The organism is Herminiimonas sp., from assembly GCF_030655415.1.
On record NZ_JAURVN010000009.1, the window covers coordinates 86,223 to 104,150 of the forward strand.

Annotated in this window: 19 protein-coding genes and 1 tRNA gene; 9 read left to right on the forward strand and 11 right to left on the reverse strand. The window is 47.5% G+C overall.

From position 1 onward, the window contains the following. Positions 1 to 21 precede the first annotated feature (21 nt). Entirely contained in the window at positions 22 to 1,287 is a 1,266-nt protein-coding gene (rho, locus tag Q7T66_RS07050) for a transcription termination factor Rho (RefSeq protein WP_112993077.1), read from the forward strand. Positions 1,288 to 1,466: 179 nt separating this feature from the next. On the opposite strand, the gene Q7T66_RS07055 is transcribed toward rho, so the two are convergent. Next, positions 1,467 to 2,075 (reverse strand): trimeric intracellular cation channel family protein, encoded by a 609-nt coding sequence (locus tag Q7T66_RS07055; protein WP_304932749.1) that lies wholly within the window; start codon positions 2,073 to 2,075, stop codon positions 1,467 to 1,469. Between the two features lie 237 nt (positions 2,076 to 2,312). Between Q7T66_RS07055 and Q7T66_RS07060 the strand changes: the two genes are divergently transcribed. The 5 genes from Q7T66_RS07060 to Q7T66_RS07080 all read left to right on the forward strand — a co-directional run bounded on the left by Q7T66_RS07060 (position 2,313) and on the right by Q7T66_RS07080 (position 6,277). Next, entirely contained in the window at positions 2,313 to 2,579 is a 267-nt protein-coding gene (locus tag Q7T66_RS07060) for a type B 50S ribosomal protein L31 (RefSeq protein ID WP_304932624.1), read from the forward strand. Positions 2,580 to 2,695: 116 nt separating this feature from the next. Then, entirely contained in the window at positions 2,696 to 4,432 is a 1,737-nt protein-coding gene (locus tag Q7T66_RS07065; protein ID WP_304932625.1) for a glycosyltransferase family 39 protein, read from the forward strand. Between the two features lie 146 nt (positions 4,433 to 4,578). Next, positions 4,579 to 4,663 (forward strand) — tRNA-Leu (locus Q7T66_RS07070). A 574-nt stretch (positions 4,664 to 5,237) separates the two neighbouring features. Then, positions 5,238 to 5,675 (forward strand): hypothetical protein, encoded by a 438-nt coding sequence (locus tag Q7T66_RS07075; protein WP_304932626.1) that lies wholly within the window; start codon positions 5,238 to 5,240, stop codon positions 5,673 to 5,675. Next, positions 5,672 to 6,277, forward strand: coding sequence for a helix-turn-helix domain-containing protein (locus Q7T66_RS07080; protein WP_304932627.1), 606 nt, complete (start codon positions 5,672 to 5,674; stop codon positions 6,275 to 6,277). The genes Q7T66_RS07075 and Q7T66_RS07080 overlap by 4 nt, the downstream gene beginning before the upstream one ends. Positions 6,278 to 6,648: 371 nt before the next feature. Here Q7T66_RS07080 and Q7T66_RS07085 read toward each other — a convergent pair whose 3' ends face one another. Together Q7T66_RS07085 and Q7T66_RS07090 are read right to left on the reverse strand one after the other, a co-directional pair. After that, entirely contained in the window at positions 6,649 to 7,272 is a 624-nt protein-coding gene (locus Q7T66_RS07085; RefSeq protein ID WP_304932628.1) for a hypothetical protein, read from the reverse strand. Positions 7,273 to 7,343: 71 nt separating this feature from the next. Next, the gene (locus Q7T66_RS07090; protein WP_304932629.1) at positions 7,344 to 8,009 is read right to left on the reverse strand and encodes a hypothetical protein; all 666 of its coding nucleotides are present in this window, start codon (positions 8,007 to 8,009) and stop codon (positions 7,344 to 7,346) included. A gap of 609 nt (positions 8,010 to 8,618) precedes the next feature. Between Q7T66_RS07090 and Q7T66_RS07095 the strand changes: the two genes are divergently transcribed. From Q7T66_RS07095 to Q7T66_RS07105, 3 genes are all read left to right on the forward strand, one after another. Next, on the forward strand, positions 8,619 to 8,927 hold the full coding sequence (locus tag Q7T66_RS07095) for a hypothetical protein (RefSeq protein ID WP_304932630.1): 309 nt from the start codon (positions 8,619 to 8,621) through the stop codon (positions 8,925 to 8,927). Positions 8,928 to 9,151: 224 nt separating this feature from the next. Beyond that, the gene (locus Q7T66_RS07100; protein WP_304932631.1) at positions 9,152 to 9,583 is read left to right on the forward strand and encodes a hypothetical protein; all 432 of its coding nucleotides are present in this window, start codon (positions 9,152 to 9,154) and stop codon (positions 9,581 to 9,583) included. Between the two features lie 114 nt (positions 9,584 to 9,697). Then, the gene (locus Q7T66_RS07105; RefSeq protein ID WP_304932632.1) at positions 9,698 to 9,931 is read left to right on the forward strand and encodes a hypothetical protein; all 234 of its coding nucleotides are present in this window, start codon (positions 9,698 to 9,700) and stop codon (positions 9,929 to 9,931) included. Positions 9,932 to 10,516: 585 nt separating this feature from the next. Here the strand turns inward: Q7T66_RS07105 and Q7T66_RS07110 are convergent. The 8 genes from Q7T66_RS07110 to mobQ form a co-directional block, all read right to left on the reverse strand. Beyond that, entirely contained in the window at positions 10,517 to 11,287 is a 771-nt protein-coding gene (locus Q7T66_RS07110) for an FRG domain-containing protein (protein ID WP_304932633.1), read from the reverse strand. A 295-nt stretch (positions 11,288 to 11,582) separates the two neighbouring features. Beyond that, entirely contained in the window at positions 11,583 to 12,323 is a 741-nt protein-coding gene (locus Q7T66_RS07115) for a hypothetical protein (protein ID WP_304932634.1), read from the reverse strand. A 237-nt stretch (positions 12,324 to 12,560) separates the two neighbouring features. After that, complete coding sequence (locus Q7T66_RS07120; protein WP_304932635.1) at positions 12,561 to 13,664, reverse strand: hypothetical protein; 1,104 nt, start codon at positions 13,662 to 13,664, stop codon at positions 12,561 to 12,563. A gap of 195 nt (positions 13,665 to 13,859) precedes the next feature. After that, positions 13,860 to 14,510, reverse strand: a complete 651-nt coding sequence (locus Q7T66_RS07125; RefSeq protein ID WP_304932636.1) for an Abi-alpha family protein — start codon at positions 14,508 to 14,510, stop codon at positions 13,860 to 13,862. A gap of 273 nt (positions 14,511 to 14,783) precedes the next feature. Continuing rightward, a complete protein-coding gene (locus Q7T66_RS07130; protein ID WP_304932637.1) occupies positions 14,784 to 15,323 on the reverse strand; it encodes a hypothetical protein in 540 nt (179 codons plus the stop codon). A 114-nt stretch (positions 15,324 to 15,437) separates the two neighbouring features. Next, the gene (locus Q7T66_RS07135) at positions 15,438 to 15,713 is read right to left on the reverse strand and encodes a hypothetical protein (RefSeq protein WP_304932638.1); all 276 of its coding nucleotides are present in this window, start codon (positions 15,711 to 15,713) and stop codon (positions 15,438 to 15,440) included. Continuing rightward, positions 15,694 to 16,614, reverse strand: coding sequence for an RES family NAD+ phosphorylase (locus Q7T66_RS07140; RefSeq protein WP_304932639.1), 921 nt, complete (start codon positions 16,612 to 16,614; stop codon positions 15,694 to 15,696). The genes Q7T66_RS07135 and Q7T66_RS07140 overlap by 20 nt, the downstream gene beginning before the upstream one ends. 155 nt (positions 16,615 to 16,769) lie before the next feature. Then, positions 16,770 to 17,777: a MobQ family relaxase gene (mobQ, locus tag Q7T66_RS07145; RefSeq protein ID WP_304932640.1), complete on the reverse strand. Its 1,008-nt coding sequence runs from the start codon at positions 17,775 to 17,777 to the stop codon at positions 16,770 to 16,772. Between the last annotated feature and the right edge of the window lie 151 nt (positions 17,778 to 17,928).

The window sequence follows — 17,928 nt, forward strand, 5'->3', positions numbered from 1 at the left end:
ATCCCGGGACACTCAAATACTATGCATTTATCCGAATTAAAGGCGTTACACGTCTCAGCACTGCTAGAAATGGCAATCAGCCTGGACATCGACAACGCCGCGCGCTTGCGCAAACAAGAACTGATGTTCGCAATTCTCAAGAAACGCGCGAAATCAGGAGAGCAAATTTTTGGCGATGGCGCCCTCGAAGTATTGCCTGACGGCTTTGGCTTCCTGCGCTCGCCCGACGCCAGCTACATGGCCTCCACCGACGACATTTATATTTCGCCTTCTCAAATCCGCCGCTTCAATTTGCACACCGGCGATTCGATCGAGGGCGAAGTTCGCACACCAAAAGATGGCGAACGCTACTTTGCATTGGTCAAAGTTGACAAGGTCAACGGTGAACCACCAGAAGCATCGAAACACCGCATTCTGTTTGAAAATCTGACGCCTCTGCATCCGAACAAGCCTTTGCTGCTTGAACGTGAAATGCGCGGCGAAGAAAACATCACCGGCCGCATCATCGATTTGATCGCGCCTATCGGCAAAGGCCAACGCGGCCTGCTGGTTGCGTCGCCGAAATCCGGTAAATCCGTCATCCTGCAACACATCGCCCACGCGATCACCACCAATCATCCAGATGTCGTGATGATCGTCTTGCTGATCGACGAACGTCCGGAAGAAGTAACCGAGATGCAGCGTTCGGTACGCGGCGAAGTGGTCGCATCGACTTTCGATGAACCAGCTACACGTCATGTCCAAGTCGCTGAAATGGTGCTGGAAAAAGCCAAGCGTCTGGTTGAAATGAAAAAAGACGTTGTGATTTTGCTCGACTCGATCACTCGTCTGGCACGCGCCTACAACACCGTGATCCCAGCCTCAGGCAAAGTGTTGACCGGTGGTGTAGATGCCAATGCATTGCAACGCCCTAAACGTTTCTTCGGTGCTGCACGTAACATCGAAGAAGGCGGTTCGCTGACCATCATCGCAACCGCACTGATCGAAACCGGCAGCCGTATGGATGACGTGATCTTTGAAGAATTCAAAGGTACCGGCAATATGGAAGTCCATCTCGAACGCCGTCTGGCCGAGAAACGCGTCTACCCTGCGATCAACCTGAACAAATCCGGCACACGTCGTGAAGAGTTGCTGATCAAACCGGATCAACTGCAAAAGATCTGGGTCTTGCGCAAACTCTTGTACGGCATGGACGAAATCGAAGCGATGGAATTCATCCTCGACAAGATGAAGGCGACCAAAAACAACGCCGAATTCTTCGACATGATGCGTCGCGGTAATTCTTAATTTGCCGAATCGTATGTGAAGTTTTTCAGCCGACAAGGCTGAAATCAAAAAGCCCGTTTTCCTTGCATGCTCTGCAAAAGAAAACGGCTTTTTTAATGGTCTGCTTGAATAGAATGATTAATCGATGTTTTTAATACAGTGAAGTTAATACCGTGAATTCTTAATTGATCCAGCAATAATCAGCCAGGCAAACGTAAATTCAATCGCACTGACAGCAAACGCATTACCGAAGTCACAGCGACGCTGGCAATCAAAGCCACGGCTGAAGACACGTTCAATAATTCCAAGCCTAGATAAACCCAGCAACCAACAAAGGAACAAGTCGCATAAAGTTGGCCGCGCCTGAACACCATCGGGATTTCATTACACAATACATCGCGCAATACGCCGCCAAAAACACCAGTCGTCACACCCATCATCGCGCAGATAAAAATCGGCATCTCCGACTCCAGCGCCATCGAAGTACCCACTGCGCTGAACAATCCCAGACCGAAGGCATCGGCCACCACAATCGTCTTTTCGGCCACTGCCGAACGCAAATGCGTGAAAAACGGCCACGCCACCAGCGCCAGTACAAAGACCAGAATCGCGTATTCTTGGTGTTCAACCCAAAACAGTGGCCGCCTGTCCAGCAACATGTCGCGCAAAGTGCCGCCGCCGAATGCGGTGATAAACGCCACGATAAACACGCCGACCAAGTCCATTTCCTTACGCCGCGCCTCGATAAAACCGGAGCAGGCAAAGGCGATAATGCCGCAGGCTTCTACCGCCTGCAGCAACGTACTCATGCCATCTTGCAAACCAATTGCCACAACGACTCCTTAAGATGCCCTGATAATTCCATAATTCCATAATGACAGCAGCGGCAACGATATCAGCAAACTTGCTACAAACCCATGATTTAATTGAATTTTCAATGTATAATCTTCGGCTCGTTCCAACCTCGGCAAGTGATAGGCAATCGGGTCAAGAAGCAGCACGACCGACGAAGTGTCCATTGGCTACCAAACTATTTAAGGCAAATCATGAAAGATGGCATTCACCCGGATTACCGCGACGTTGTGTTCCACGACGTTTCAATCGATTTCAAATTCATCACACGTTCGACTGTTCAAACACGTGAAAAAATTGAATTTGAAGGCGCAGAATACCCACTGGTAAAGATCGAGGTTTCTTCGGAATCCCACCCGTTCTACACCGGTAAACACAAAATCGTCGATACCGCAGGTCGCGTGGATAAATTCCGCAAGAAGTTCGGTACCGTTGGTTCCAAAACATCCGTGGCCGAATAATTTCGTCACCGTGTTTCAAAAAAGGCAGCTACGGCTGCCTTTTTTGTTTCTATCGCTACGAGTACAGATTTTTTCCGGCACAATAGCGCCGAACCGAATAAAAATAACTATCCTTCATGAAGCCAGTCCGCCTTCCCGCCTCCGCTACGCACGCTCTCCCGCGCTGGGCGCTGTTCGCACTCTGTCTGCTATACATCCTGCCCGGCTTGATCGGCCGCGATCCGTGGAAGCCGGATGACGCTGCCGGCTTCGGCATCATGTGGACCATGGCCAACGGCTCATGGCTCGACTGGTTGTCACCGCACATCGTTGGCTTACCTATGCCGGATGAAGGCCCGCTGGCATTCTGGTTAGGCGCCATCTGCATCAAACTGTTTGGCTGGCTGCTCGGCGATCCACTGGCTGCGCGCGTCGCGCCTATCTGTTTCTTCCTGCTGGGTTCACTGTCAGTCTGGTACACCACTTACCTGCTGGGTCGCAGACCTGAAGCACAACCGTTGAAGCTCGCCTTTGGCGGCCAACCTGAACCACGCGACTTTGGCCGCACACTGGCTGACGGCGCACTGTTGATTTATCTCGGCTGCTTGGGCTTGCTGGTACATAGCCACGGCACTACTTCAGAAGCCTTGCAAGTATCCTTGGTCGCCTTCTCGCTTTACACCGCTACGCGTTTGTTTGAATCGCACTCGACCAGAAGCGCCATCGCTTTCGGCCTTGTACTCGGCTTGTTGATCCTGTCGCGCGGCTGGGTTGTACCGCTCGCCATTTGGGTCGGAGTGGTAGCACTCGCCTCTGCGCGCGAACGCGCCATCCTGCTACGCTTGATGCTGGTCGTATTGCCACTGGCAGCAGCAGTTGCAGGCGCATGGGTATTCGTGAACCAACAGGTACAACCGTTCGGCACAACGCCGACCGACGCATGGATGGCATGGAATTATCGTCAAATCGGCGCACCGACTTTGCCGACCTTGCAGTACTTTTTCAAAAACGCGATCTGGTTTGCGTGGCCTGCGTGGCCGTTCGCAATCTGGGCAGTTTATGCATGGCGTCGTCAGCATGAAGCGTTGCACATTACGCTGCCGCTGACATTTTTCGGCGTGCTGGTATTGATTGCATTTTTGAATCCGCATGGCGAAGAAGCGATCCTGTTACCGCTGCTGCCTATGCTCGCCATCCTCGCAGCATTCGGCTTGCCAACCATGAAACGCGGCGCTATCAATGCCGTCGATTGGTTCTCGGTCATGATGCTGAGTACTTGCGCAACCTTCATCTGGCTGGGCTGGATTGCCAAACAAACCGGCTGGCCGGCACAGATTGCAAAGAACGCCTTCAAAATTGCGCCGGGCTTCAAACCTGAATTCAGTCTGATCACTTTCTTGATCGCCGCCGCCGCATCAGCCGGCTGGATCTGGATCGTGTACTGGCGCATCTCGCGCCGCCCATCAGTACTGTGGCGCGCAGTCGTGCTGTCATCCGGCGGTATTATTCTGTGCTGGCTCTTGCTGATGACGCTGTGGCTACCATGGGGAAATTACATCAAGAGCTACGCAAGTGTGGCGCGTCAACTTGATACGGTGCTGCCGACGGTCAAGCGCTGCGTCGCCACCAATGTCGGCCCATCGCAACGCGCGTCGTTTGCCTACTTCGGAGAAATCCAGTTTGCGCAGTTTGACGACAAGAACTGCGACTACCTGCTATTGCAAGACAACCATCGCGGCAACGACAGCGCACCTAATTTGACGCGCAACAACCAGCAATGGAAACTCATCTGGCAAGGCCGCCGTCCAGCGGACAGAGAAGAGCGCTTCCGTCTGTATCGCCGCGTTTATTCAACGGCCGCCGAGCAAGAATGACGCGCCGTCGTCAGTGATGGCACTGCGTCATAGTTGAAGTAAAAATAAGATGGATGGCTAGGCGATTATGTTGGGTAATTTCGCTAATCAAGCAATATGAGTCTTGCTCAAATCAGCAAATTAACGCATAATGCTCAGCTTGCGTTGCCGAGATGGCGGAACAGGTAGACGCACGGGACTCAAAATCCCGCGCCGCAAGGCGTGCCGGTTCGATTCCGGCTCTCGGCACCAAAATTGAATACGCACCTTCGGGTGCGTTTTTCATTTCATATCAAGAACTTAAAGTACGACTAAGTACTTCCAACACCCCTTCTTAGTACCCTTCCCATTTGTCCTGGATTGTCCTGATTGACTCAAATCAGAACAATGTTTTGTCCTGATTTGTCCTGGCACGATCTCATTGTATTCAATTGAGTACAGAAAAGTACCAGTGAATGCAGATTAGTATTTGTCGCTCCGCAAAAAATAATGCAAAATCGCGTCAAGCACAGCGGAAAAAGAGCCACAATCATCACAGAGAAGCGGAGCTCTATGGTGTATGCGACGCTGTGAGGATGGGTCTGGTGTAGGCTGCAGCAACGAGGTCTACCATTTCTGGCTAGGGCGAAGAGCCAAGCAACCGGACCAATCACAAAAAAATGTGCAGTTATCGAGACCCTGCCCCTCTTTTTTTGCGATCTGACACGTATCCAAGGTCTCACGACCGGCCAGGATTCTAATCAAATGGCTAGCCATAACGAGCTAGCAAAGGCTGCCGCGCTCTCATTATTCGTGTCCATTTTCTGGACGCGAGGACGGAGATCGCATGCACGCACCAAATCATCCTGTAGTTAATGGGAAAACAAACCTACCTTCTCGTCGCACTGCCATCAACGAGAGCATCCATAGCGAAATCGGATTTGCTGCACCAGCACCGACCGCCTTACATCATCCTCAATCTTTTTTCACCAGATCTTCTGTCGATCAACGCATCTATGCAGCCAATGGTGGAGCTGAGCTGATACCGATAACACTGCTTCCACGATTTATTCATCTTCAATACCAGTCCATAAAAAATTTAATTTCACGAGGAGAATTTCCACTTCCTGTCGTTAAATTCGCTGGTCGTAATTACGTAAAAACAGAAACACTGGTTAGATTCCTCGAAAGCTGCGAGAGAGGGGAAGTTGCGCCAGTCCGACGCAGTGGTAGAAAATCAAATCGAGAACGTCTGGAGGCCAAGCAAGTAGAGGTCGCGAAATGATAATTGGTGAAATCAACAGCACCTACACAACCCAGCAAAGGGATATGTTTGAATCAGGTCTGCTTGCTGAAATCGGAGCAAATGCATTTACTGCATGGTCAATCATTAAATATCATGCTGATTACAAAACAGGCGAGGCCTATCCAGGCCTCCGCTCAATTGCTGGGAAAATGAACATATCAAAGCAAACCGCAATGCGAGCGCTGGAGACGCTAGAAAATGCACACCTATTGCGGGTCGTAGCGCCAGATGTCTTTAAAAAGAAGGGCAAAACGTATATAGCTAGGGAGCGCTTAACCGTGAAACTAGGTAAGCACGTGTTATGCACCATAGTCGTTGACTACGTCCCTCTCAAACTCAAGGCGCAGATAAAAAAGATAAATACTGCACTACAAACAGGGGAACATGATCCTGACGCTTGGGCCCAGGTAGAAATAATTCCTGGCGACGGTTTCATCTGGGATGAAAAGAGTAAAACTTTAAAGGCATCGATCCGGGCTTTAGATTTTCCAGTGCCGGAGCAAGAAGCTAGCACCGAGACTCAGGATCTATTACGTAAGATTGCCCCCAATATGTCCCAAAAATTCATGCGTAAAAATTAGGCTCGTATGTTCCAAATGGAGAGGCTTTGTATGTTCCACCCACGGAACATACAAAAGACGGCTGCTTATGTTCCATGTGTGGAACATAACAAGGTTTTATATTTAAAAACAATAAAAGCCAGTATGGGGATAAGTATTTAGATGGCTACGCGCCGCCGGTCGGCGTCGGCGCTCGCCATGACAGGCAGTGGTGCCACTTCGTGGCATCCGACCATGCGGCAGTGTCTACGCGCTACGCGCTCGCACTGTCGCCCCTCGTTGGGGGCGATCGGACTCAAATCGCCACTACTGCGATAAAGTAGCCGAGTTCAAAGCAGGCATTCATATCAGTAGCGACTTAGATGATTTAACGACCGGACTGCGTGAAGCAGTCATTCATATGGACTTGTATGCCCATGAATTTCTGCCTGCATCATTTCAGCAGCCCTCTCGAAGGAAAGTGCAGCTTCATTGAGGGTAAAAGAGACTATTCCAGCTCTTTCTCTTCGGAAGTCGTTACTCCACTTTATTTTTTCATTTTTAACTGCTGCATCAATCAATCTGATTGCGGTAGCGAGCCGGTCAAGTCCGCCAGCGACCTTATAGGCGCAACCATTCGGTAAAGGGGCAAGAAGCGCCAATTCGCTAGGATCCCAGCTAGGCTGCTCTTTCAAGACAACCAAACTATCAAAAAAATGATTAGGTGAGCCATCTATTTTATGAATTGAGTCAAATGTCGCAACGAGCTTTTTCAGATCCGAAGAAATAGAAGCAATCCGAAACGTAATAGAGGCTGCTGAGACTTTTGCTATAACAAGTGCTTCTGCATTACGTCTCCGCTGGTCTCTTCTCGAAATCCAAATCGCCGCACCTATAGCCGTTATGGAACCAATCGCCTGCACCCAAACAGCCCAACCGTCGCCATCAATTTGAGCCCAATCGATCCAGGTGTATCCCGCTAAGCTTGCTGCTGCCATGAGCATAATGACGCCGTATGTGTAAAGCGCACGTTCCATTTTTCTTATTCCCGGTGGTAAGAGGTATATTCAACCGACTTGCAAACGACTTTTCGTGCTGTGTCGCGAATCTATCGCATTGAAACTTCCAACTTTTTAATATATTCATCTATGTGCTTAGCAAAAAGAGTGAGGGCAAATCGCCCTCCCCAACTCGCCGGAGCTGAATAAAAAGAGATGCCAGGCTGACTAGCTTCTTCTCGTAGGATCGCGACACTTTCCATCAGCCCTTCAATTTCTGATTCAAGGTAAAAGTAAGTGGCCAGATCACTCGGTGCTAGGTTGTTCAGCACGGCATCCACTCGGTGCAGTTTGTTTAATAACGATCGGTGTTGATCTGTAAGGGTCTCGATTGCATCACGTACCTCACTCCAGTCATCGGGTGTAAGTGGGTCAGGCTCCTTATCATTTTCGGCGTGGTCATCACGGTCTACAGGATAGCCATAAACTCCTCGCAATTCATCGAGAAAAAAAGCTATGGGGCGCACCATTTCGAGTACTAATGCAGTAGCTTTTCGTTGCTGTTCTTTTGAGGATCTTTCAGCGACCCACAAAGCACCGGCGACAGCCATAACGGCGCCGAGCGCCGAGCCCCACAACGTAGCCGCCGCATCCGGTATTACCCCACCTAAAATTGGTGCCGCAATAGGAAAAGCAAACAGAATGCCGGCCCCGAAGCCGATAATCAACAAGTACCAGTCCGAACGGCCACGCAGAGTAATTTTTTTCAATTCCATCCCCTATTTTGGGGATGGATCGTAGCATGCTCGATTAAATACAAGAAAACACTGCACACCGCTTAATTAGTGAGTGCCTTATTGAGCAGACTCATGTTTAGCTTGTGGACCTAGGGACTGGCTACATACACGCCAGAAGAAAATCGCATGCAGAAACCTATGCAATAGAGAGCTTTTGGTGTCAGTCCATCAGTGGCAATAGACTAAGTAAACATAAAGCAGTTAAGCGCCTTATGCTTTGGATTGAGGAATTTTATAAAATTGGGGCAAGCGAAGCGCGTCAGGCCGAAGGCAAACATCGCAAGGGTGCCCTGTGGTCAGGGTGGTGCAACGGCTTAATCGTTGTGCCAGGCTGTCCATAGGGATGCGGGTTCAATGCCTACTGTCGCACTTAGAAATTTTTGGAACTGCACAAGCAGCGTTCTATGAGCGGAACAATCGGCTGCGCCGCTCCGCGAATAAGTACTGCAAATTTTAGATGTCCGAAGCGCGACAGCCTAATCCCTGCACCAATATAATTTGTAAGTGGACAAACGCTCGTCAAGGTTCATCTAACCATTTCAGTTGACTTCGAACTGCAGCCAATAATAGAGAGGATCAAAAATGGGAATGGAACAAAAAATCCGCTCATTGCATTGTCGAATGCAGGCGGGATTAAATTTCCAAAATTTGGATGGTGAAGATGTCGTATTTCTGAAAGATGTCCCCTTTGAATGGGAAGACATTATTGCTAGATGGATTTTAGCTTTGCCAAGCGATCAGACGTCCATGGGGATGCCAGATTGTATCCTTCGTCAACATCCTACTAAAGGGATTGCATTAACGGATGAGGGGTGGACCAACTATATTTCTTGGATGACAAAAGTATTAGATGACGTACTTGCAAAACAAGAAAGCGAAACATTCACTCGTCCTTAATCACTGTGCACTTTATTGATTTTACATGCGCTATCAACTTACTCGTAAAACCTACAATTATGATAAAAAATCAGTTAGGGTTAGTTAGTTTTCCAGTTTTCCTTGTGCTCATCTGCGTAATCATAGGCTCAGTCTTTTTTATATACATGATTGGATCCCTCGCAGTCCAGATTTGGTCTGCTCCCGCCCCGCAGCTACCTAACTTTGAGAAGTTATCGTGGAAGATGGAACGCGAAAAATGGGACCATCCCGAGCGTACACTTGAGACCCCTCAACAGATTGCGCTGACGACAGAGTGGAGTGCCTACCTGAATACTCCAGAAGGCAAGTTATTAAACGTTGTCAAGGCGAAGGGGGATCCGGCACATCAGAAAATGGTGAATTTCTTTTTTGAGTACAACAAAGAAATCTGTAAGACAGTACATTGCGATTGCAATGCGCTCAAGAATTACATAGCAACAAGCGCTCAGAAGCGTAGGCAAGCGCTGATTTCAACGAACAATAGCAATAAAGTGAATAACAATCAGTGGAACTTTTTTAGAGATGATTTCTGGAAAACCAAGCCGAATCTAATCTATCCCCAAGGAGCCTGTCCTGAGACTCCACCGCCAGCAGACGGATTCTCGGATCGACTCAAGCGATTCTGGCCGTTTTGATCTGACGCAAATTTAGCCTGATGATTTAGATTACCTTTAAGCTAAAGCGTGATCGCCATTTCTGGTTGAGTATTTGGATCAACCATAGCCATGAAAAAACGAACCGTATAAAACATGCGCATATTTCTCGACACCGAATTTACCCAGTTGAATTTGAACGATGCCAAGCTCATCTCACTTGGACTTGTCGTCGAAAAATCCTTGGACGAGCTTTACATCGAAGTGTCGCCTCTGCCAACAATAGGCGAATGCAGTGCATTTGTGCGGGACACGGTATTGCCCTTATTAGGCCGTTATCCTGGTGCAGAGTGTCCACAGGACGAAATGCGAAGCCGTATAATTAACTGATTGCAGTCGGTGCGGCATCCAGATGATGAATTATTTGTTCATTTTGACAGTGAATTCGATGAACGGATAATTCGCGCCGCGCTTGATCCAGTACCGAACTGGCTGCAGATTGAACGTATTTCAAGTCGCGACATAAACAAATTGCTACGCCATGAAAATCACGTAAAGGATAGGGTTGGTCGCCCCGAACACTATGCTTTGCACGATGCGCACGCGTTAGCTTACAGTTATCACCCTCGCTTCACGATTCTAGCCGTTGTTAACCCGCTGACACTTTAGCCATGTCGGTTAATCGAATACATCCGCGCCGCGCTCTGGCTTATGTAGCCAAGCAATGAATTGCTGATAGTCATGCCGAGCCAAACTCATTTGGTTTCTCCCCCTTAGTCCTAAAGCTTTGAACACCCTTTTGCGACACCCTGACTCGTACTCTGCAATAGCCGATTACGGCATCTACTTTCGACCTGTTAATGCCCGTCAATATATCTACTTAAACGACTGCTTCGCGCTTCTACTTGACTCCATAGTCAAGCCAAATGGTAGCTGTTGAACCATAGCTACTTCAATCGGAAACAGCCCTGCCACTCAAGGGACGTAGTAAATCTTCGAAAGCAAGTCTTGCATTACGGGCAGCTTGAGTTCGCTCTTACGTTCCAGAAGGAACCGAAGGAACTCGTCGTCCTGCGGCTTGGGAAAATAGTGTGATAGCTGCGAGTCGAATTTCCACGTCTCGTGCCCTACCAGTTTCAACGCGACATAAATTCGTTGGGCGGCATTGTTCGGCGCGTACCCCCATCCCGTGGAAAAAAACATTGCTGATTGCGCCGCCGGCCGGGTGCACAAAATTCGTGCCGGTGCCAATTTCTCATCATCGAACAGTTCATGACGCTCGAAGCCACCGAGGCCATAGATGATTGGCGCGGCAATGGAAGTCGCTCGCGTGGCGGTCGTGACTCCCTTGGCACTCGTTTTGAATGTGTGAAGAGCAAAAAATAATGCCACATCGATGTCATCCGTAACGTCCAAGCCCACGCTTGGAAGGCCATAGTGCTGCGCTGTTGCGAAACCCCACATCCGATAGCGATACGAATTTACGAAATTCAGTAGCTCCCGCTGCGTGCCCGGTTCTCTTATCCGCTCGTGAACATAAAGATCCAGCAATGCGGACCATACGCCGAAGCTGTCCGGGAAGTACAAATCAGTTCTCGCGGCAGAAGGCAGCAAGGACGGTTCATCGACGTCCTCCGCACCATAAAGCCGAAGCAATTCATCCTTAGTGCGCCCTTTTTTCTCCGTCGTGTAGTGGCTTGACTGCCCGCGCCATACACCACGAAAGTTTGGGTCACCTGATTTCACGCTCCCAGCTATGGCGCGAACTTCCTTAATGGAGTGGACCTCAATGACAGGCACTCGGCGGAACGGTACTCGCAAGAATGATCCGTTGGCCAACTCGTCTAGGGGGCCTACTGGCAGATCGTCCGTGCGCCCGTAGACAGCTGCGCCTTGCGCTGGAGTCCAGCTCCAGCAGTTTCCATAAAGTGGATCAACGTATCCTGGTGTTCCTGCGCTCTTGTTGACTTGTCCGATGTCACAAGCAGGGGAAACCCTATCTGCAATCGGATGTACGTTATGTATGTGTGCGAAGAGCTGGTCAACGGAGTGCATCGAGCATCCTCTGGCTGGCCAAACCTGCGGCTCTCAGTGCCGCCGGGTCTACTGGAGAGAGTGTTTGAACATTCACGGCCCTATAAGCGATGTCGATAGTGGACATTCCCGGCGATGCAAATCGTGTTCCAACCTCCAAGCCAAGTGCATAGAAACACGCTGCTTCGATAAAGCTAGGCAGGCAAGCGTCGGCATAGGGTCTATGAAAAATTGTAGGACGTCCTCCCGTCTTCTCTTCAGCTTCGGCAGACATGTCGCGTAAACGCTTGGCGTATTCGTACTTATCCAAATAGAGATCCATGAGGCAGTTCAACGGCGCTCGTATAAGCTCAATCACTGCAGGCTGGTCTCGGATGAGGAATGCTCGCTTGTCGTCCATTATGGGGACCGTACTTACTTGAACAGTGGGCGCGAACCGCAGAGATTGCAAGGCAGTTCCAGTCGCCTCAGTGACCTGTGGATCTAGACAGCGACAAACAGCAACCTTCTGGGACGGCACCACGTATCCATCCATCAAGTATCCAAGCAGGATTGCGAAGATCTGCTCGAACGCAGGTTCTGCATGTTCAAGAGGCATCAGCAACAGGCTCTCGGGCTGGTCGCCCGGAACGGTTCGCGCCTCAAGAATGCGCGCCGCGACCATGACGTCGGCTACGGACGTCCAGGCAGAGAGTTCACCCAATATCTCGGCGCTCCTCGCTTTCGGAAAAAGTTCACTGCTGATCACGCCCCTCCCTCCTTCCAGCGTTCCCACATTACAGCCTCCTGACTATCGGTATAAATAATCCTTGCTCGACGTTCCATGACACACCCCCGCTACTTGCATAACCTTTAGTGTGTTGCATACACTGGGTGAAAGCGCCGCCCAAATCGGGCATTAGGTAGAACAGCGCTTGGCGAAGACAGATTTCAACTCAGCATGTTAAAAAGCATTAACATGAAAATTCGTTTGTTGAAAGCAGGCTTATTCAATCATTTCTTTCACTTGATTCCGCAATTCGTCTTCCGAGGAGAAAGTTTCCACCTTGACTGTGCCATCCACGATGTGAATCTTGAACGAATGATTCGGCTTTGCTGGCACTGTCTTCGAGCCGAATATGAAATATTCGTTAATGGGATCAATTTCAATGTGCGCAGAAATACTCTGAATATTGCTTTTTGCGGCCAGAGAGATCAGTTGATTCGTTAGGAGCCCTTTTTCCTTCTTACGATTGACGTCCTGAGATGCACAGTTGAAGTATTCGATCAAAACGCTTTCAATCACATTCCCCTCTTCTTGCGTTGGAACCTCGTCAATCAACGAATTGGCGACAAGAAAATGCAACCCATGAGAATGGTTCTTGGCATCAGACAAAACTTTGAATAAATTTATGTATATAAAAAAGTCGTTGTCCTCATTCGATACGTTGTAGAGCGTATCTGTAATCCCTCGATGCTCTCGACTCAGAGGCCTGTCCGAAGGATCTTTGGTCATTCCCACATAGTGCACCTCGCTAGTTATTCCTAAATCGATATCAAAGCTCTGAAGAAAGTCATGAATCGAGTAGGTAAAAGAGAGCTCCTCGCTATGTATGAAGCGGATAAAACTGTCTGTAACTTCAACTTCGGGTGTAACTGACTTTTTACTGTTCACATCCAAGATGCTGAGCGCTATCCTGCGACGTTTCTTATCTCGCCCGACTAAAATATTTATGACCAGCTTTTTTCCAAACAACGAATACTTTGGCGGTCGACTTACATCAAAACGAATTTTCGTTCTCGATACAAAAAAGTAGATAAACCGCTTTTCCAGTGTCTCTTCTACATCCCTTCTCAACTCTTTGAGACGAGATGAAATACTATATTTGGTATCCGCAAACTCGGGAGGATTTATTATTAGGTCGTACCAATAGCAGGTGGTTTGTTGCAATGTGATATGCCAATGCTTTTCTGATGCTATGTATGCAGGATTGGCTGCAAGACTATTCAAATATCCACGATTCACTACTGGCTTCCTTATAAAAAATTCCAGCTGGCATTCTGATACATAGTTTCTTTTCTGGTATCCCATAAATGCGGGATATTCCATTTCCTATACCAAAATAGTCGTTAACTTATCAATCGAGAATCAAATAAAAATGACGACTAGTCAGCCGTTACTTTATGTTGATCTACGCGATTTTTTCTATAGAATTCGCTATTAGTTACTTACCGTTTTTTACCTTTTCGGACTGCGGAAGCTCTTTTGGCAAACAAGCCTTGGCAAAGAGTTTGCCAAATTCAGTCAGCTAATAATCTCGACTCCGGTTTGGACGCCATTCGCGGTGACCGGATGTTGATTTCCCGATTGCCAAATACCCGCCAAATTCAAACTATGCAAATGATCGCAGTACATCAGGTAATTTTGCGGGAAGACCAACTTCTCGAGGGGAAATTGATTATCCAACGTCGTACGTACATTGAATGTGTTCTTGTGAGCGTTGAAAACGGAATGCTGTTTAAGTAACCTGTTCTTCTCGTTCAGGTAGAAAAGAACAACTGCCTCATCCGGCGACAGTTGTGCAATAACAGATGCAAATGCAGGATGAGCCTCGCTCACACGTTCCCTGTCGATAGCACGAGCAAGTAGATTGAGAAACAGTTCTGTCAGCAAGTTCTCTTCCTCAAGATACCGCAAGCTCTCGATAATTTTTCCCGTTAGATGCGGATGTGCGGCTATTAGTTGCTCTTCCGGTACTTTCTCGCTTACGCGCTTCAAGTAATGAAGCCATCTGTCGTGCTGTGCCGCCAAGTAATCTATAGGCGCCAGTATGAATCGTGACGCCTTCACCGTATTTCGCGCGGCTTCTCCTATTTCTTTGAATGCTGGTGATGCCAAATCGTCGTATGCCTTTTCTACAGGCAGCACTTTTGCGGCTTGTTCCAACCAGTTCATTTGATGTCCAATCAATAGTTGTGATCAATACCTTTTAGAATTCAACGGATCTATTGGCCGGAACGGTCCCGTAGAAAAGCTCGATCATGGATTTTCATCGAGCTTAGAAGAACAATTGACCTAGATCCATTAAACAAATCGGATTTTGGAATCTCTATAATTGTGTCCGCTTATGGCCGATAGCTAGCGTCTACTTCCGACGAGTCACCACCAAAGCTAATAGCTATATCAAGCGGCGCGCACCAGCGCGTCCGTTTGAATGAATCGTTAGATCTACTCGACAATAGTTGATTCTTCACCAGTCTCTGGATCTTGGCGCCAAACGATAAGTGACAAATTATCGTTTCCCACTAAGGTGAACAAGTCAATGACCTTATCAATATGCATTGAATACAGTCGCTTATCTTTGTCGGTATCCGAAGTGAATAAGATAGCTTCTAAGCTGCCTTCTTCAGTGAACAACGGAGAAAATATGAAGCTGTGAATTATTCTCCCAGAAATGAACCAGATGTCTCGTACCTCACCCCCACCGCTGTCGAAGTCGTACAGTTCATCAAGCTTGTTATTGTTGCGCCAAGTTACTTTTATACCTTTATTCGGATACCAACAAATCGGTAAGCTAATGTGCCTGACGACATCACTGACTTTGACCTGAGTCTCGACGAGTTTTCGAACAGAATAAAAACCAACGAAAATATCTTTTTCCAGCAACACTATCTGCTCTTCAGAAACATTTTCTGCAGCTTTTAGTGATTTGATTCGCTGAGCAGTTTCCAGAAGCGACTGCTTCCAATACCAACTTTCTAAGATCATGATTGGCTCTAACCGTTGAAATGCGCGGCTATAAATTCTTCCGTTGACTCAAGAATCAAAATCGTGGCGCGACAGTTGGGTCTAGTGGTTCTGCATGTTTCATTAAGCAGCTCACTAAAAATCCGGTATTTCAACTTTTAACTGAAGCGAGCCATAATCGACTTGAGGACTTAATACGCCCTTAGGAAAATGCCGATACGTTATGGCTTCAGTTTCAAACACTTTCGCCGAGCCATCAATATACTTGACAGGGAATTGTTCGCTAATGGGCTGCATTACCTTTTCCTTTTCCGGAAATAACACGACATTCCTCCCATTTTCACGCTGAGTCGACCTGAACAAAATCCCATCAAATGGAACTGGATGGACATTAGCTAAATACTCTGCCATCGTTTGAGTGATGAGAGTCGGACTCTTTATCTGGTGTAATCGGCCTAGAGATAAAAGAATGCAATCTCTTTTGTATAGCCAGTCGACGTTGCGACAGAAAATAATCAGGATGGAATACCCCTGGCATTTTCGAAGTACTAGCACGTTCCAATTGTTCAAAGTTTAAAAGTCGAAGTGCCCTTGTTGTCTTCATTTCAATCGTCGCCATCTTCGCACCTATCGAGGGACGCATCTCCGCAAGACATGTCTGAATATCTGTCGCGCAGTAAAGAACTGCTATACCGGCAGCGTGCATCCGTCCACCTCGTCCGTCAGCACTCGGAGACGGTGGTCCAATTTCCAAGACTGGGCTAATGGAAAACTTTTTTAACTCTTCATCATTCTTCGCGATACGTGCACGGTGCAGCGTCAAACCAGCTTTCGTTTTCAATCGAATAGGCATTCTACGATTGCGTGCTCCATGAGTGCTCAGTAAGTCATAATTCTCGAACACAAAAGAGAAAAAGTTTTTAGCTCGGTCGCTGAAAAAACGGCTTGAATACTTTAGATCATTTAGAACTGCATTCCACTCAGGTTCGACATCAATTTCCCAATATCGATTAAGCTCGTAATTAAAACTATCATCATAAAAAGACTCCCCTCCATCTCGAGGATCGTGATCATCAAGCTCATATATTTCAGCCGTTAGCTCATCGTGACAATTTAGATAGGTACCTAGCAAAATTTGCAGAATCGAAGAAAAGTCTTCACCTCGTTGACGATAACTAGGATGATCGTCGTCCGGATGGCCTAAGTAAGGAACTTCCTCACCAAATACGTAAAGATCTCGGAATACTGTATCGATAATTTTTGCTAACTGGCTTAACGAATATGTTCGTCTTTTGCGTATTCGACATTCCACGCAAAACTTCCTTGTGCCATCTTTCAAAATTCTGTCAGCGAGATTAGGCTCAGTTATACAATCTGAACATATGTATGTCACATTTCCCTCTTAATCATTCTTAATTAAGCAAATACCATTTTTTCTAAAAAATCCCTAGGATGGTATTTAGATATCTAATATGGTCGGTAAATCTGCTCGGATTCATCATTGCTGTCATCTAACTCATCATTATCCAGGTCAGTCATATGATTAGCTTCTAATAATGACGATACTGATCGGATTGAATCAATCAATGTATTAGCGTTGATCTGTTCTAGTTCTGCAATCGCAGATTGCAAATCTGTAGAAAGTAAAATTATTTTGGTATTGATTTCATGTGAATGATTTTTTAATTTTGCAAGATACGCCACATTCTCGACTTTTTCAATTTCACGGTTTTTTTCAACACTAGAAGGTCCACCACGTCGCAATATGGCAGTTAGTGCCGTACCGTTGTGGGTGGTTGGCGGGCGATTTATTCCTTGCTTAGAAAGGCTCCTGTGATCAACAATGTAATTGGATCCAGACTCTTGTAGATAAGCGTTTTGCAATTCTGCAAATCGTTGCCTCCATCGATCGACTTCTCGACTTTTTTGATTATCAAGTTCACGAGTTTTTTCGCGAAACCCTCTTGTAGTAAGGCGTCGCGTCGAACATAAAATATGAGCATGATGATTGCGATTATCACCATTCTTACTAGGAGCATGAATAGCGACATCCGCAGCACAACCATGTCGGGCAACAAGTTCTCGTGCGAAATTTAACGCTAGCCGCTTTCGATCGTCTGCGGATAATTCTTCAGGCAATGCTATTTCAAACTCTCTTGCAACAGTAGAATTTTTTCTTGTTTCTGAAATCTCTGCGGCGTTCCAGAGCAAGGCTCTGTTGAACGCCCATTCAGGAGCACACAAAGGTAAAACAAGATCGACCGACTCGATGCCACGCTTGCGTCGATAGTCAAATACCGCCCCAGTGCGATCATCACTGATCAAACATCCTGAACGGTATGCCGCTGCTGCTGTAGCACTCCTGCCAGCCGAACGACTAATTGTCTTTACCGATAAGTGATAAATCGCCATATAAGATTCAGTATTTCCTTTGAATTTTGTCCCAAAGGGACCGCGCGCAAACGAAGTTTGCATAAGTGCGCCCTTACGGGTTCTCGGCTATGAGCAACCTTGGCCTGACGATACCCACGGCCTAAAAAAAACTGAAGTCCTTAACCGTACTCAATTCAGCTATGGCTATTTTTTTCGGCAAAAAAACCGGTATGTTCAACGAGTCAATAACAAC

Coding starts and splice junctions, on each gene's coding strand:
- Q7T66_RS07060 (WP_304932624.1), top strand. CDS start 2,313: ATGAAAGATGGCATTCACCCGGATTACCGCGACGTTGTGTTCCACGAC.
- Q7T66_RS07055 (WP_304932749.1), bottom strand. CDS start 2,075: ATGAGTACGTTGCTGCAGGCGGTAGAAGCCTGCGGCATTATCGCCTTT.
- Q7T66_RS07085 (WP_304932628.1), bottom strand. CDS start 7,272: ATGGAACGTGCGCTTTACACATACGGCGTCATTATGCTCATGGCAGCA.
- Q7T66_RS07135 (WP_304932638.1), bottom strand. CDS start 15,713: ATGGCAGAGTATTTAGCTAATGTCCATCCAGTTCCATTTGATGGGATT.
- Q7T66_RS07080 (WP_304932627.1), top strand. CDS start 5,672: ATGATAATTGGTGAAATCAACAGCACCTACACAACCCAGCAAAGGGAT.
- Q7T66_RS07120 (WP_304932635.1), bottom strand. CDS start 13,664: ATGGAATATCCCGCATTTATGGGATACCAGAAAAGAAACTATGTATCA.
- Q7T66_RS07075 (WP_304932626.1), top strand. CDS start 5,238: ATGCACGCACCAAATCATCCTGTAGTTAATGGGAAAACAAACCTACCT.
- Q7T66_RS07090 (WP_304932629.1), bottom strand. CDS start 8,009: ATGGAATTGAAAAAAATTACTCTGCGTGGCCGTTCGGACTGGTACTTG.
- Q7T66_RS07125 (WP_304932636.1), bottom strand. CDS start 14,510: ATGAACTGGTTGGAACAAGCCGCAAAAGTGCTGCCTGTAGAAAAGGCA.
- mobQ (WP_304932640.1), bottom strand. CDS start 17,777: ATGCAAACTTCGTTTGCGCGCGGTCCCTTTGGGACAAAATTCAAAGGA.
- Q7T66_RS07130 (WP_304932637.1), bottom strand. CDS start 15,323: ATGATCTTAGAAAGTTGGTATTGGAAGCAGTCGCTTCTGGAAACTGCT.
- Q7T66_RS07065 (WP_304932625.1), top strand. CDS start 2,696: ATGAAGCCAGTCCGCCTTCCCGCCTCCGCTACGCACGCTCTCCCGCGC.
- Q7T66_RS07105 (WP_304932632.1), top strand. CDS start 9,698: ATGCGCATATTTCTCGACACCGAATTTACCCAGTTGAATTTGAACGAT.
- rho (WP_112993077.1), top strand. CDS start 22: ATGCATTTATCCGAATTAAAGGCGTTACACGTCTCAGCACTGCTAGAA.
- Q7T66_RS07100 (WP_304932631.1), top strand. CDS start 9,152: ATGGAACGCGAAAAATGGGACCATCCCGAGCGTACACTTGAGACCCCT.
- Q7T66_RS07095 (WP_304932630.1), top strand. CDS start 8,619: ATGGAACAAAAAATCCGCTCATTGCATTGTCGAATGCAGGCGGGATTA.